Raw genomic sequence first — 14,576 nt, forward strand, 5'->3', positions numbered from 1 at the left:
TCCACAACTTTTCACGGTACGCCGGTTGCGCCCGGACGACGAAGGAGTCGAACCAGCCATGAAACTGTTGCTTTGTGCCGTGAGCGTGCTCGCCGCATTCGGGCTCGCGCTGTCGGCCTGCTCGGCCCACAACGGCAGTTCGGGGGGCTCGACGCCGGGCGTCGCCGCCGACGGCTCGGCCACTGTCAAGGCCAAGAGCCTCACGGTGTGGACGAACGCGGCCGACCCGGCCTACGTGACCGACGCATACACCGACTTCGGGAAGAAGTTCGGTGTCACGATGAACATCGTCAAGATCCCGGCTGACTCGTTCGAGAGCCAGGTTCAGACCAAGTGGGCCAGCGGCGACCGCCCCGACCTCCTCGAGTACCACGCCACGTCGCTCTTCTGGGCGTTGAACCCGGCCTCGAACATGATCGACATGTCCAAGATGCCGTACGTGGCCAAGTCGGGCGACGTGTACCAGAGCGGCGGCTCGTACCAGGGGAAGGTCTACGCCGCGATCACCTCGGCTCCAGTGCTTTTCGGTCTCTACTACAACAAGAAGACACTGGCCGACGCCGGCCTGTCGGCGCCCAAGACCTTCGCGGACATCGAGAACATCTGCACCACGTTGAAGCAGAAGAACCCGACGGTCACGCCGCTCTGGGAGAGCGGCGGCTCGGGCTGGCCGACACAGATCCTGAGTCTGCTGTACGTCGCCGACGCGGAGAAGGCGAAGGGCTACTCGACCGAACTGCTGAACAAGAAGACCACGATGGACGACCCGTCCGGCCCGTTCACCGCCGCGATGGCCGAGTACAAGAAGCTGCATTCCATGGGGTGCTACAACAAGGACGCCACCACCGCCAAGTTCGAGGACTCGATCAAGGCCGTCGCCAGCGGGACCACGGCGATGACCGCGCTGCACAGCGATTTGGTGTCGATGTTCGCCGCCCAGTTCGGCGATGACCTCGCCAAGGCCAGTGACGCCATCGGCTGGGCGTCACCCTCCGCTTCCGACGCCACCGCGGCGTGGGCACCGTCGGTCAGCGGCACCTGGTACATCCCCCGGACCGGCGACACCGACAAGGAGAGCTCGGCGTTGGCCTTCGTGCAGTGGATCACCGGCGCCGGCTACCAGGACTACGTCAACGCGCAGCAGTCGTTCCCGATCCTCACCGGGGCGAAGGGGCCCGACAACACGCCGGCAATCCAGCAGGAGATCCATGCGGCCTATGAGGCGAACCGGTCCCTCGCGTTCAACACGAACCTGGTCGGCTTCAACTCGCAGTCCGTCGCCTGGATGACCGGGCTGCTCAGCGGTCAGTATTCGCCGGAGCAGGTCGGTGCGCTCGCGCAGAAAGCACTGGCCCAGGGCGCCAAGACGGCCAAGCTTCCCGGCTGGTAGGCGACCGTGCGTGGAGATGCTGCGATGACCCGATTCGACGACGACTCGACGGCCGGCCGCACGGACGTCACGGCCATCGACCCCGGCACCGGACCCGGGGCCGGTGGGCGCACGGTCCGCCCGCCGCGGCGCCGGGGATCACCCAGGCCAGGTCCGGCTCGGCGGTGGTGGCCCTTCGCGCTGCCGGCCTTCGTCCTGGTCGCCGGGTTCTTCGTCGTGCCGTTCGTGCTGAACATCCGCTTCGCCTTCACCGACTGGAGCGGCTACTCGGATGCCATCACCGCGAACGGACTCGACAACTTCCGGACGCTGGCGGACCAGGACCTGCTCTGGAACGCCATTCGCGCAACCTTGATCTACGCCGTGATCGCGATGCTGGTGCAGAACGTCTTCAGCCTGTCGGCGGCCCTGCTCCTCCAGCGCCGCACACGGGTCAACGGGTTCTTCCGTTCCCTGTTCTTCATCCCGGTCCTGATCGCACCGGTCGCGGCCGGCTACATCTGGAGCGCGATCCTGGCGCCGTCCGGCCCGCTCAACAAGGCGATCGGGATCGTCAAGCCGGGCTTCGAATACGCCTGGCTGGGCCACTCCGGCAGCGCATTGGCGTCCGTCGCCTTCATCGACGCCTGGAAGTGGAGCGGGCTGATCACGCTGGTCTACATCGCGGGCCTGAACGCCATTCCCGCGTCGCTGATCGAGGCGGCCACCCTCGACGGCGCCAACGGCTGGAAACGCTTCTGGAAGATCCGGTTCCCGCTCCTCGCCCCGGCGTTCACCTTCACCGTCGTGGTGACGCTGCTCGGTGCCCTGAACGCCTTCGACATCGCCATGGCGACGACGCACGGCGGCCCCGGCACCGCGACGACCGTCCTCAACGTCGCCATGTTCAACCAGTACGCCAGCGGTTTCTTCGGCACGTCCAGCGCCCTGAGCCTCATCGTCACGATCCTGGTGCTGGTGATCGGCGTGCCCCTCATCTTCTTCCTGCGCCGACGGGAGATCGAAGGATGACCAGCATCAGCAAGACGTCCCGCCGCCTGATCCGTCCCCTCGTCCTGCTGCTGGTCGCGTTGCCCTGGGTGGTGCTGCCGCTGTGGCTCCTGCTCGTCAACTCGGCCAAGCCACTGAGTGAAGCGAGTTCGCTCTCGCTGTCACTGCCCGCCAAGTGGGCGTTGGGGGACAACTACTCCACCGTGCTCGGCGAGGGCCACTACGGCCGGGCCTTGACGAACAGCCTCCTGGTCATCGTCCCCACCCTGGTCGTCGTGGTCGTGCTCGGCTCCATGGCCGCATGGGCCTACGCGCGCTCGTCCTCGCTGCCGATGAAGATCGCGTACAGCCTGACCGTGCTCTCCATCCTCTTGCCGCCGGCGATCCTGCCCACGGTCTACGAGCTGCAGACCCTGCACATCGACGGCACCCGGCTGGGCTACTTCCTCGTCATGACCGGCACCCGGATAGGCACGGTCGTCTTCCTGGCCACCGGCTTCATCAAGGCCCTGCCACGGGACCTCGAGGAAGCAGCGTTGACCGACGGCGCGAACCGCCTGCAGGTCTACCGGATCATCATCCTGCCGCTGCTGGTTCCCGTGCTGCTGGTCGGCTGCGTCATCCTGATCATCTCCACCTGGAACGATTTCTTCTTCGCGTCCTTCTTGCTCCAAGGTTCCGAGCGGGCCACCCTGCCTCTCGCGCTGTACCAGTTCGCCTCGGCATCGACAGACGTCTCCGCGATGCGCTGGAACCTGATCTTCGCCCACATCGTCCTCACCAGCTTGCCGTTGATCCTCCTCTACCTGCTGGTCCAGCGGCGGGTGGTCGGTGGTTTGGCCGAAGGCGGCATAAAGGGCTGAGCACCATCCCTGTCCCACCCGCGCGATCCCGGAGTCGCGAACTCGCGAGATCCACTCAAGGAGGTAGGGCCGCATGAGCGGTGTGAAGGGCGTGACGGTTGCCGGGTTCGAGTCCATCGCGGACGCCCTCGAGGCACTCGGCGATGCCGACCCCACGTACAGCGCTCACGTCTGCGCCGTCCACGAGGGCGAAACGGTCGTCGACCTCGTCGTCGGCGACGACTTGGCCGCGGACAGCCTCATCAGCGTGTTCTCCTGCAGCAAGGGCATCGCCGCGTTGAGCCTGTCGTTGCTCCTCGGCTCCGGAGACCTCGACCCGGACGCCCCGGTCGCGCGCTACTGGCCCGAGTTCGCCGCCGCCGGCAAGGAAGCGGTCACCGTCCGCACGGCGTTGTCGCACCAAGCCGGGCTCATCGGAGTCGCCGGCGGGTTCACCATCGAGGACGTCGTCGAACACCACGACCTCGCCGCTCGGCTCGCCGCAGCCTCACCGCTGTGGGTGCCCGGGGCAGCGCACGGCTACCACGGCGTCACCATCGGCACCATCATGGCCGAGCTCGTCGCCCGCATCACCGGCACGTCGTTGCAGACGTTCTTCCGCACCAACGTGATCGACGCCATCGGAGCCGACTTCCACTTCGGCGTCCCCGAAGCCGACCGGGCACGCATCGTGGAGGCGCTGCCCCCGAAGGCGGACGAGGAGCAACCGGAAGAGCCGGAGCCGATGAGCCTGGTCGAATTGGCCTTCGGAGGTGGCCTCATGCCGCCGATGCGCGAGCTCGTCCGCCACCCGCTCGTGGTCGCGAACGGACCGGTCGGGTTCGGAGGGTTCGGGAACGCACGAAGCATGGCTCACCTGTACGCCCAGGGCCTCGGTGACGGTCTCTTCCCGGTCGGCGCGCTCCGGAGGATGAGCCAGATCCAAGCCAACGGCACTGACCTCGTCCTCGGTATCGAGACCCGGTTCGGACTCGTGTTCCAGGTCCCCGACGCCCGCCTCGACTACGGAAGCCCGTGGGCGTTCGGCCACGACGGCGCCGGCGGCGCCATCGGCTTCGCCGACCCCGCCCGCGACCTCGCGTTCGGCTACACCACCAGCCGCGTCCCCACCCCCGCCGGTGCCCACCAGCCCGGACTCGAGCTCGCCCGGAAAGTCCGGGCCTGCCTCAGGAGCGCGCTGTCCCCCATGGAGAACCGATGACGATCAAGATGCCGCTGCGTGTGCCCATCGACGGCGTGCCTCCCGCGTTCGTCGACCCCGCGGTCCTCACGCCCGTCGAGGCCGACGGTGTCCGGTGGTGGCGGGACGTCGAATACGCCCTCGTCGCCGGCTACCGGCCGCTGCTTCTCGACCTCAGCGTCCCGAACGCGCACGGACCGGTTCCCCTGGTCGTGCTCATCCACGGTGGCGCCTGGCTGGGCGGAACCAAGAACATCCAGCTCGGCGGCCTCGACGACTTCGGCGCTGTGCGGGTGCGACTGCACGAGGAGGGGTTCGCGGTCGCCGCCGTCCAGTACCGGCTCTCGGGGGAGGCGGCCTTCCCCGCCCAGCTGCACGACATCAAGGCCGCGATCCGGTGGTTGCGCACCGCGGCGCCCGCCGTCGGCATCGACCCCGGCCGGATCGCGAGCCTCGGCGCCTCCGCCGGCGGCCACCTCGCCGTCTTCCTCGGCACCAACACGACCGTGCCGGAGCTCGAGGGCACCGTCGGCCTGACCGGCACCTCCTCGGCGGTAACGGCAAGCGTCGGCTGGTACCCGCCCACCCGGCTGGACACGATGGAGGCCGAAAGCATCCCCGGGACGCCCTTCACCGCGCACAGCGCTGCGGGCTCGCCGGAATCGCGCCTGATCGGTCACACCGTCGGCGAGCGCCCCGAACTCGCCCGGCACGCCAGCCCGATCGCGCACATCAACGACGCGACCGCCCCGACCCTGCTCGTCCACGGCACCCTCGACCAGGTGGTCCCGCACCAGCAGAGCATTGCGTACCACGGTGCGCTCGACGAGGCCGGCGTGCCCAACATGCTCGAGCTCGTCGAGGGAGCCGACCACGGCTTCTTCGGCGGCGACATCGACGCCGTCATCGATACCACCGTTGCGTTCCTGCTCGACCAGCTCGCCACCGTCCAGGCAGCTTCGCAGGCCCTGAAGTCGGCAACCGACAAGGCTTAGGAGTGTCGTGTCCGAAGGGCCTCGTGTGTCTCCCGTGCGGTTCGAAGCGCACCGATCGGCGCTGGGCGTCGCTGAAACGGCACCGCGGCTGTCGTGGCGTGTCACCGCGGGCCCGTCGTGGCGCCAGGCTGGTTATGAGCTGATGATCGACGCAGATGTGCGTCGGGTGGACTCGGCTGAGTCGGTGCTGGTGCCTTGGCCGGCTCCACCGTTGACATCGCGAGAGCGGAAAACCGTTCGGGTGCGCGTCCGGGGCGTCGATGGCACGAAGTCGTCCTGGAGCGAGCCGTCGGTCGTCGAGGCGGGCTTGGTGCGTCCTGCCGACTGGCAGGCGTGGATGATCACGCCGCACGGGGACCCGGCGCCCTTGGTGCGGCGTGCGTTCCGGCTGCCGAGTGGGGCCGTGTCGGCACGGCTCTACGTCACGGCGCACGGGCTGTACCGGGCCGAGATCAACGGCCGCCCGGTCGGCGACGAGGCGTTCACGCCCGGCTGGACCACTTACCGCCGCCGCCTTCGTTACCGGACTTATGACGTGACCGATCTGCTTCGCGACGGTGACAACGTCCTTGGCGCGAGGATGGCCGACGGATGGTTCCGCGGCCGGCTGACCTTCCTTGAAGGCAAGCGAAACGTCTACGGCAACCGGCTTGGTCTGCTCGCGCAGCTCGAGGTGGTGCTCGAGGATGGAGAGCGAGTCGTCGTGGCCACCGACGGGTCGTGGCGCTCCGCTACGGGCCCGATCCTGAAGGCGGACTTGTACGAGGGCGAGCACCACGACGCGAGGCTCGAGCCACCCGGGTGGTCGCTTCCCGGATTCGACGACACCGACTGGCTTCCTTGTTCCCCGAACGAGTTCGACGCCGGCATCCTGGTGGCACCCGACGGTCCGCCCGTGCGTGCCGTCGAGGAAGTGGCGGTGCGAGAGGTGATCACCTCGCCTTCCGGGCGGACGCTGCTCGATTTCGGACAGAACCTCGTCGGGAAGCTGCGCATCAAGGTACGTGGCCCCGCGGGCACGGTCGTTACTCTCCGGCACGCCGAAGTCCTTGAGGATGGAGAGCCGGCGGTGCGACCGCTGCGTACCGCTACCGCGACGGACAGCTACACGCTCCGAGGGGACGAGGCTCCGGAGTCGTGGGATCCCATGTTCACCTTCCACGGCTTCCGGTACGCCGAAGTGACCGGCTGGCCCGGAAAACTGGATCCGGACGCGGTCAAGGCGGTCGTCCACCACTCGGACATGGAGCGCACCGGCTGGTTCGAGTGCTCGGACCCGTTGCTCACGAGGTTGCACGAGAACGTGGTGTGGGGGATGCGGGGCAACTTCCTGGACGTCCCCACCGACTGTCCGCAGCGTGACGAGCGGCTCGGCTGGACCGGGGACATCCAGGTGTTCGCGCCGACCGCGGCCTACCTGTACGACTGTGCCGGATTCCTCTCGTCCTGGCTCAAGGACCTGGCTGCCGACCAGACTCCCGAAGGCATCGTGCCCATGTTCGTCCCATGGGTCGACATAAACCGGTCCCGGGGCGAGGTCACGCCCTACGCGGGCTGGGGCGACGCTGCGGTGATGGTGCCGTGGGTCATGTACCAGCGGTTCGGGGACCGGGAATTCCTGCGCCGGCAGTACTCGAGCATGCGCGGCTGGGTGGACGGGGTGACCAGCATCCTGGGAACCCGGGGGTTGTTCGACGAGCCGGCCGCGCAGCTGGGAGACTGGCTCGACCCGGCGGCGCCTCCCGAGGACCCCGCCGCCGGAGCGACCGATCCGATTCTCGTCGCCACGGCCTACCGCGCGCGCTCGGCCGATCTCCTCTCGCGAGTGGCAACCCTGCTCGGCGAGGAGGCCGATGCGGCCAAATACGCCGACCTGGCCGAAACGGTGCGACAGGCCTTTCGGGACAAGTACGTCAGGCAGGACGGCAGCCTCCTCGGTGACTCGCAAACCGGGTATGCCTTGGCCCTGGAGTTCGCACTGCTCGCCGACGACCGTGAGCGGCGCGTGGCTGCACAACGGCTCGTGGAAGCGGTCCGGAGCAAAGGGCACCGGATCGCCACCGGATTCCTGGGGACGCCACTGATCCTCGACGCGCTCACGAGAGTTGGCGCGGTTGACGACGCGTACGGCATGTTGACCCAGACGGAGCCTCCCTCGTGGCTCTATGCGGTCACCATGGGCGCCACCACCATCTGGGAGCGCTGGGACGCACTCTTGCCGAACGGACGTATCAACCCAGGCGAGATGACCTCGTTCAACCACTACGCGTTTGGAGCCGTGGCCGACTGGATGCACCGCGTGGTCGGCGGGCTCGCTCCCGGTGCCCCCGGCTATCGCGTGCTCGATGTCGCGCCACACCCCGGCGGCGGCCTCACGTCCGCAAGGACCGCCCACGTGACGCCGTATGGCCGCGCAGAGGTTTCGTGGCGTCGTGTCGACGAGGTGTTGTTCGTGGATGTCGTGGTCCCCACCGGCACACTCGCGCGGGTCCGGCTCCCCGGCCGCGCCGAAGTCGAGGTCGGTCCTGGCCGGCACTCTTTCGAGTGTCCCTTCCGTGCCCCAGCCGATGACCCGGGAGTTCTCGATGCCACTCGATGACACGACGATGCGCGAGCCTGTGGGAGGCGCGCTGAACGGCCGGACCGGAGCATGGTCGGACCGGAGCCTGTCTGCGGAGGACCGCGTGGCCGCGATCATGGAGGACTTGCATTACGACGAGCTGGTATCCATCGTCTGCAACGACTTCCGCCCGTTCGTGCAACGGGGAGTCCCGGCCCCGGCGTACACCGATGGCCCCTGCGGTCTGCGAGACGTGGAAGGCGCGACGGCATTGCCGGTCGCGGTTGCCCTTGCGGCCACGTTCGATCCGGCAGAGGCCTACGGCTACGGACAGGTCCTCGCCGCGGAGGCCAAGCACGCGCAGCACAACTGTCTCCTGGGACCGAGTCTGGACATCGCACGTGACCCGTCGGGCGGACGGCTTCCCGAAGGCTACGGCGAGGCCCCCGAGCTGGTCGCTGGTATCGGCGAGGCGTACGTGCGCGGAGTGCAGGACAATGGCGTCCTCGTCATGGTCAAGCACTTCGTGGCCAACAACTTCGAGTCCCGCCGCACCGGCTGGGGACCAGTCCTCGAGCGTGGCGACAGCGTCGACATCCGGCTCGGGAGGGCTGCCCTCTGGGAGACCTACCTCTGGCCGTTCCGCCGGGTCGCTCAGGCCGGCGCCTGGGCCTTCATGGGGTCCTACAACCGGTTGAACGGCCATTACACCTGCGAGTCGAGCGACCTCTTGGACATCCCGAGACGGCGCTGGGGCTGGCTGGGATTCTTCGCGCCCGACTACATCTTCGCGGTCCGCGACGTCGAGTCGGCCTGGCGCGCGGGGCTGGACCTGCCCGGGATCGAAGGAGACTCCGGCCGAACGGCCGAGATCGTCCGTCGAAGCGGCATCGATCCTGCTCCCTCGGTCCGTCGAGTCGCCCGAGCCATGATCGCGAGCGGGATGATGGACCGCGTGACGGCGAACGGCGATGGTTCCCCATCCACCGCGGCACATCGCGATCTCGCCCGTCGGGTGGCAACTCGTGGAGCCGTGCTGCTCAAGAACGTCGAAGGTTTGCTTCCGCTCGACGGAAACGTCGGCTCGATCGCCGTCGTCGGCCCATCCGGTCTCGACGCGATCTATGTCATGGGCGGCTCCGCCTCGGTCTCTCTCGAAGCGCAACGAGTCGTCACGCCTCTCGCCGGTCTTCAAGCGCGCGCCGGCGAACAGGTACGGCTGGCAGTCGCGCAGGGCAGCCTCGGAGACGCACCGCTGCCCGACGTCCCGGCGGAGCTCTTCACGACACCGGACGGTGCCGGTGCCGGCGTCGAGCTCGTGCTGTCGTACCGGGACGAGAGGGGAGTCGAGCAAGAGCGTCGAGACGTCCTCCCGATGATGTCGTTCATCGGTGCGCCCGAGGGAGTGGCGGGTGCCTGGAAGGCCACCCTGCGCACGTTCCTGACCGTCGAGCAGGGTGGTGACTATCGGCTCTCGCTGCTGGTGGGCGGCCACGCCGAACTGTCAGTGAACGGAACGAAAGTCATGGCCGGGGCGCGGGAAGCTTCCCGATTTCTCGGCGGTCCGGCTTACCCGTTGCAGGCTGTTGTCACCCTGCCCGCGCACCAAGGCGTGCTGCTCGAGTTGACCTACGAGCCCGGGCCCGCGATCGAGATGGCCGAGGTGGACCTCGTTCCCGGGGTCCGGCTCGGGTGGCAGCACCCGGCGGCCATGCACGAGGAGGCGGCCGCCGTGGCGGCCGGGTGCGACGCGGCGATCGTCCTCGTGAACGCGGCATCGGGCGAGGGGATGGATCGCGCGGGCCTGGGCCTGCCTGGTGATCAGGACGTCCTCGTCGAGCGGATCGCGGCGGTGAACGCCCGGACGATCGTGGTGCTCAACACGCCGGGGCCGGTCTTGATGCCCTGGATCGACGAAGTCGGGGCAGTGCTCGAGATGTGGTATCCGGGCGAGCAGTTCGGCAACGCGCTCGCGGACATCGTCTTCGGCGACGTCGCGCCCGGTGGGCGTCTTCCGGTGACCTTCCCGGTGGCGGCCTCTGATCTCCCGGGTCGCCCGGACACCGGTTCGTTCCCCGAAGTCGTCGCCTACGACGAGGGCACCCTGGTCGGGTACCGCCACCTCGCCGCCGCCGGCAAGCCGGCGCTCTTCCCCTTCGGTCATGGTCTTTCGTACGGCGTCCATGCGAACGAGCTGATCGGGACGGACGTCGAAGGAGCCTCGGTCCGGCTTCGCTTGCGGGTCAGCGAAACGTCGGGCCGGGCAACGGAAGCCGTGATCCAGGTCTACGTGCGGCCGGAGACGACCGCCACCGAGCCTCGGCGGCTCGTCGCGTTCCGGCGCGTGTCGCTGGCGCCGGGGGAGAGCGTGGAAGTTCCCGTGGTGGTCGAGCCGCAGGCTTGGCTGTCGTACGACGAAGGTGCCGACGATCTGGTCGAGAAGGACGGGGTCTACGAGCTGACGATCGCCGACGATGCCGAAGATCGCGGGATCGCGATCTCAGTACGGCTCGCCGACGGTGCACTGTCCGTCCTTCCCTAGTGATGAAAGTAGGTTGCTGTGCCGCTTGACTCCTTTCTCGCCGCGAAAGTCCATCTGCTCGAGGGCCTGAGCTGGGCCGATCGTGACGACCCGGCCGTGGCCCACCGCTTTGCCGAGTTCGAAGTCGACCCGGCCGCGTGGGTGACGCCACCAGGCGTCTCGATCGAGGACCGCACGATCGACGGTCCGCGCGGTCGCATTCCCATCCGCAGCTACCGATCGTCCGCAGGCCAGGAGGCCGTGCTGGTCTGGCTGCACGGAGGCGGGTTCTCCGGCGGGGACGTCGACATGCCCGAGTCGCACGTCGTCGCGGTCGAACTGGCGGCCCGAGCGGGCGTCACCGTGGTGACTGTCGGGTACCGGCTCGCGCGGGACGGCGTGCGATACCCGGTACCCGTCGACGACGCGGAAGCAGCGTGGTGCTGGGTGGTCGACCAGGGCTGTCCGGATGCCGGCTCCTACGCACTCGGTGGTGCGAGCGCCGGCGCCACGCTCGCGCTCTCGACGGCTCTTCGCCACCGCGCCTCGCCTCGCCGGCCGGACCGGTTGCTGCTGGCGTACCCCTTCGCGCACTTCCCGGTCCCTGCGCTCGACAGCAGCACCGCGGCCGACATGCAGCTGCTGCCGCTGGCGATGCGTTTCGAGCCGGCAACGATCGCGGAGACGGTGCGCAACTACGTCGGGCGCATCTCCGACCTGCCTGCCGACGCGATACCTGGTGCAGGTGACCTCTCGGGCTTGCCGCCGACCAGCGTGGTGCTCAGTGAGCTGGACGACCTGCGAGGCTCCGGGGAGCTGCTCCTCGAGCAGCTGGCCGAGGTGGGGGTGGCGGCGGACGCGTACCTCGCCACCGGCATGCCCCACGGTCACCTCAACCGGACCCCGTCGCTGCGAGAGGTGGACCTGTCACTCGAGTACCTCGCCGGTGCTCTCAAGGACATGGCGCGCACCGGCCGAGATCGCACCGCGTGACCTCTCCGGCCCGGGGACGAAGACCGGGTGAAGCAGACGCAGCGTCACGGCTGGCGATCATGCCCTGCCTGGAGCCCGAAGATCGCGGCTGCGTTGGTGTCCAGGATGGTGGTCGCCTGCTCGGCGCTCAGGCCCGGCTGATGTAGTCGATCGCCGACTGGTACTCGGTTCTGGTCTGGAGGCTTCCGCGTTGGGCGGCTGTGGGGAAGAGGTCGAAGGCTCGGTGGCCGAGTTCCTCGACTTCTTGCGGTGCGAGGACGTGGGAGTTCCGGAGCGCGTCGATGTTGCGTTTCATGTTGTTCTCGTTCGAGCAGGGGACTCCGGCGTCGGCCCCGTAAACGATGTGGTCGCGGGGCACCATCGTGACTGCTGCGGCAAGATTGGCGTCGGTGCCGGACGCGGCGGTGTCGAGGTAGAGCTTCGCCAGGTCGGTGCGGATGTCATCGGCGGTCAGGCCCAGTGGGTTGAACACGTACTCCTCCGCCCCCAGCAGCCCGAGGCGGCCGGAGAGCGCGGGCAGGGCGCCGCCGCAGTGGGCGAGGACGACGGTGAGACGGGGGTACCGGCGGAAGAATCCTGCGTAGAGCAGGTCCACAACGGTCCGGGTGGTCTCGAACGGAAACTCGACCAGGACGGCGGTCTGCCGGAACACGGGCGCTACGGCGCTTGGATGGACGAACAGCACGGCCGAGCGCCGGTCGAGCTCCTCCCACATCGGCGCCAGACGTGGGTCCCCGAGCGGGACACCTGCCCAGCGGGTGAACAGGATGTAGCCGTCAGGGTGAGTTTCGGTGTCGCCACGCGCGATCTCGGCCAGAGCTGCGTCCGGGTCGTCGGTGGGCAAGGCGGCGAGCAGGCCGAAGCGGCCGGGGTGGTCGGCCACGAGCTGGGCGCCGTAGTCGTTCCAGGCGCGCAGTTGCGGAAGCGGGGCATCGAGTAGTGCCGGGCTGAGCATCTGCGTGGCGATGCCAAGGCGATCCATGGTGGCGAGCATCATCTCGGGTCGCCAGTGGTGGGGCTCGGGCGTCAGGAGGTGCGCGTCCCTCAGCTGGCGCCACTGGGTTTCCCGGGCCTCTGCCGTCGTCGGCGGGGTGAAATGTGCGTGGATGTCCACCCAGCCGTTGATCTTGTCCATGACGCGTTCTCCTCACATCAAATTGCACTCCAGTGCAACAAGTTCGATGTTTGCACTGGAGTGCAATAATGTCAACATGAGGCAGGCGGACAGTGAGAAGCAGGACGGCAGGACGCGCAACGCCCAGGTCAACCGGGAGCGCGTCTATGCGGCAGCGATCAAGGTGTTCGCATCGCGCGGCTACGACGCCGCCACGATGGACGAGATCGCGGCCGAGGCCGGCGTGGTCCGGCGGACCGCGTTCAATCACTTCCCCGCGAAGTCGGACATCGCCACCGAGTGGGCCGTACGAGTCGGGGAGTCGGTGTTCGCCCTGGTCCGCGACGTCGACCGCATCACCTCTGCCGCGGACCGGGTGCGGGCGTATTTCCACGAGCTGGCCCTGCGGGCGGAGCGGAACTGGGACGAGACCCGGCAGATGACAACCGGGCTGCTGCGCGGACACGGCGTACCGGCCCACCGCTCCCAGCTTTCCGCGGAACTGCGCGACTGGCTGCGTGCCTCTCAACGGGAGCGGCCGGACAGTGGACCGGCACCCTCTGCCGATCCTGCCCTGGCCGTGGACGTGCTCTACGACGTCTTCCAGGGCGCAGTCGTGCGACGGCTCTCCCAAGAGGCTCCGCCGCACGGGGCGCTCACGGCCGAGGTGGACGCCGCAATCGCGCTCGTGCTGGCCGGATTCGCGAGCGGTGCCGGACATCCATAGACCACGCAGGAAGGTGTGCCGCCAGGGACAAGGCTCATCCCGGCAACACCGGCCAGGCGGGTCGCCGGATGATCCGGGAGGAAAGTCCGGGTCGTCGCCTCGTTCTGCCGCAACCGCTGGAGCGCGAAGAGAACGTCTTCACCGGACTCTGAAGTGACCGAAGTCCCGCCTCGGCGGGATGATCCGGGCGCGGTTGGTGGTCAGCCTCACAATAATTTACTTGACTAGGCTGTAAATTAATTGCACGCTGGGGACATGAAGACGATCACCCTTGAAGAACACTTCGGAGTTCCGGCAGCCAGCAAGTGGGTCCCTGAGATGCAGGGGGACTGGCTGGTCGGCCAACTCGACGACCTCGGCGAAGGGCGGCTCCAGGAGATGGACGCCCACGGAATCGACATCCAGGTCCTTTCCCTCCTCTCGCCCGGCGTGCAACTGCTCACCGGTCAGGAGGCGGTGCAGACCGCCCGGAACTCCAACGACCTGCTGGCCAAGGCCGTGCGGGAACACCCGACGCGATTCATGGGATGGGCCGCGCTGCCCACGGACGACCCTCGAGCCGCCGCGGACGAACTGGACCGGGCCGTGAGCGAGCTCGGCCTCGCCGGGGCACTGGTGAACAGCACGTTCGGCACCAACGGCGCCTTCCTGGACGACCCCCGGTTCGAGCCGCTGCTCGCTCGGATCGAACAGCTCGGCGTGCCGCTCTACCTCCACCCTGCCGCACCGCCGCAGGCCCTGCGGAACCTGCTGTTCGACGGCTTCACGCCGGTCGTCGGCCACCTCCTCGAGACGGCCTCCTGGGGCTGGCACTCCGAACTCGGGCTCCACAGCCTGCGCATGGTCCTGGCCGGCGTCTTCGAGCGCCACCCGGATCTGCGCGTGGTCCTGGGGCACGGCGGGGAAATGCTGCCGTTCATGATGGCCCGCATCGACGAATTCCTGCTCCCGGAACGGACCGGGCTCGCGGAACTGCCGTCCGCCTACTTCCTGCGGAACTTCTGGGTGACCACCAGCGCCCTCACCGCGCTGCCGCCCGTCCTGTGCGCCCTGCAGGTCTTCGGCGTCGACCGCGTCCTGTTCAGCGTCGACTACCCGCTCACCCAGATGGGTCCGGTCCGCGCCGTGCTCGACGCGCTGCCGCTCGCCCCCGCCGACAAACAGAAGGTGGCCGGTGGCAACGCCGCCACACTGCTCGGTCTCGGGTCCTAGCCTGGGCAGCAGCGCGTCATCGCTGGGGAGG

At 68.3% G+C, this 14,576-nt stretch carries 11 protein-coding genes; 10 read left to right on the forward strand and 1 reads right to left on the reverse strand.

The genetic code is table 11. The features are described 5' to 3' along the window. Window positions 1-58 precede the first annotated feature (58 nt). The 8 genes from I4Q55_RS19935 to I4Q55_RS19970 all read left to right on the forward strand — a co-directional run bounded on the left by I4Q55_RS19935 (window position 59) and on the right by I4Q55_RS19970 (window position 11,492). Window positions 59-1,390 carry an ABC transporter substrate-binding protein gene (locus I4Q55_RS19935; protein ID WP_206789649.1) on the forward strand — a complete coding sequence of 444 codons (1,332 nt, stop codon included), beginning with the start codon at window positions 59-61 and terminating at the stop codon, window positions 1,388-1,390. Window positions 1,391-1,414: 24 nt separating this feature from the next. After that, window positions 1,415-2,401 (forward strand): carbohydrate ABC transporter permease, encoded by a 987-nt coding sequence (locus I4Q55_RS19940; protein WP_206789650.1) that lies wholly within the window; start codon window positions 1,415-1,417, stop codon window positions 2,399-2,401. Continuing rightward, window positions 2,398-3,243: a carbohydrate ABC transporter permease gene (locus I4Q55_RS19945; RefSeq protein WP_206789651.1), complete on the forward strand. Its 846-nt coding sequence runs from the start codon at window positions 2,398-2,400 to the stop codon at window positions 3,241-3,243. Before I4Q55_RS19940 ends, I4Q55_RS19945 begins: the two co-directional genes overlap by 4 nt. 73 nt (window positions 3,244-3,316) lie before the next feature. Then, window positions 3,317-4,444 (forward strand): serine hydrolase domain-containing protein, encoded by a 1,128-nt coding sequence (locus I4Q55_RS19950; protein WP_206789653.1) that lies wholly within the window; start codon window positions 3,317-3,319, stop codon window positions 4,442-4,444. Beyond that, window positions 4,441-5,418 (forward strand): alpha/beta hydrolase, encoded by a 978-nt coding sequence (locus I4Q55_RS19955; protein WP_206789655.1) that lies wholly within the window; start codon window positions 4,441-4,443, stop codon window positions 5,416-5,418. The genes I4Q55_RS19950 and I4Q55_RS19955 overlap by 4 nt, the downstream gene beginning before the upstream one ends. Window positions 5,419-5,452: 34 nt before the next feature. Then, window positions 5,453-8,017 (forward strand): family 78 glycoside hydrolase catalytic domain, encoded by a 2,565-nt coding sequence (locus I4Q55_RS19960; protein WP_307793259.1) that lies wholly within the window; start codon window positions 5,453-5,455, stop codon window positions 8,015-8,017. Further along, complete coding sequence (locus I4Q55_RS19965; protein WP_206789659.1) at window positions 7,986-10,520, forward strand: glycoside hydrolase family 3 protein; 2,535 nt, start codon at window positions 7,986-7,988, stop codon at window positions 10,518-10,520. Before I4Q55_RS19960 ends, I4Q55_RS19965 begins: the two co-directional genes overlap by 32 nt. 18 nt (window positions 10,521-10,538) lie before the next feature. Then, the gene (locus I4Q55_RS19970; protein WP_206789661.1) at window positions 10,539-11,492 is read left to right on the forward strand and encodes an alpha/beta hydrolase fold domain-containing protein; all 954 of its coding nucleotides are present in this window, start codon (window positions 10,539-10,541) and stop codon (window positions 11,490-11,492) included. A gap of 127 nt (window positions 11,493-11,619) precedes the next feature. Here the strand turns inward: I4Q55_RS19970 and I4Q55_RS19975 are convergent, their stop codons facing one another. Further along, entirely contained in the window at window positions 11,620-12,627 is a 1,008-nt protein-coding gene (locus I4Q55_RS19975) for an amidohydrolase family protein (protein WP_206789663.1), read from the reverse strand. A 76-nt stretch (window positions 12,628-12,703) separates the two neighbouring features. Between I4Q55_RS19975 and I4Q55_RS19980 the strand changes: the two genes are divergently transcribed. Further along, on the forward strand, window positions 12,704-13,333 hold the full coding sequence (locus tag I4Q55_RS19980; RefSeq protein WP_206789665.1) for a TetR/AcrR family transcriptional regulator: 630 nt from the start codon (window positions 12,704-12,706) through the stop codon (window positions 13,331-13,333). A 318-nt stretch (window positions 13,334-13,651) separates the two neighbouring features. Beyond that, the gene (locus tag I4Q55_RS19985; RefSeq protein WP_206789667.1) at window positions 13,652-14,545 is read left to right on the forward strand and encodes an amidohydrolase family protein; all 894 of its coding nucleotides are present in this window, start codon (window positions 13,652-13,654) and stop codon (window positions 14,543-14,545) included. Window positions 14,546-14,576: the final 31 nt, after the last annotated feature.

The sequence above is a fragment of the Amycolatopsis sp. MtRt-6 genome (assembly GCF_017308975.1).
Taxonomy (GTDB): domain Bacteria; phylum Actinomycetota; class Actinomycetes; order Mycobacteriales; family Pseudonocardiaceae; genus Amycolatopsis.

What these genes read in the sequence shown, in the direction of transcription:
- I4Q55_RS19975 (WP_206789663.1), bottom strand. Translation starts at nt 12,627, where the DNA reads ATGGACAAGATCAACGGCTGGGTGGACATCCACGCACATTTCACCCCG.
- I4Q55_RS19935 (WP_206789649.1), top strand. Translation starts at nt 59, where the DNA reads ATGAAACTGTTGCTTTGTGCCGTGAGCGTGCTCGCCGCATTCGGGCTC.
- I4Q55_RS19965 (WP_206789659.1), top strand. Translation starts at nt 7,986, where the DNA reads ATGACCCGGGAGTTCTCGATGCCACTCGATGACACGACGATGCGCGAG.
- I4Q55_RS19940 (WP_206789650.1), top strand. Translation starts at nt 1,415, where the DNA reads ATGACCCGATTCGACGACGACTCGACGGCCGGCCGCACGGACGTCACG.
- I4Q55_RS19985 (WP_206789667.1), top strand. Translation starts at nt 13,652, where the DNA reads ATGCAGGGGGACTGGCTGGTCGGCCAACTCGACGACCTCGGCGAAGGG.
- I4Q55_RS19945 (WP_206789651.1), top strand. Translation starts at nt 2,398, where the DNA reads ATGACCAGCATCAGCAAGACGTCCCGCCGCCTGATCCGTCCCCTCGTC.
- I4Q55_RS19950 (WP_206789653.1), top strand. Translation starts at nt 3,317, where the DNA reads ATGAGCGGTGTGAAGGGCGTGACGGTTGCCGGGTTCGAGTCCATCGCG.
- I4Q55_RS19955 (WP_206789655.1), top strand. Translation starts at nt 4,441, where the DNA reads ATGACGATCAAGATGCCGCTGCGTGTGCCCATCGACGGCGTGCCTCCC.
- I4Q55_RS19980 (WP_206789665.1), top strand. Translation starts at nt 12,704, where the DNA reads ATGAGGCAGGCGGACAGTGAGAAGCAGGACGGCAGGACGCGCAACGCC.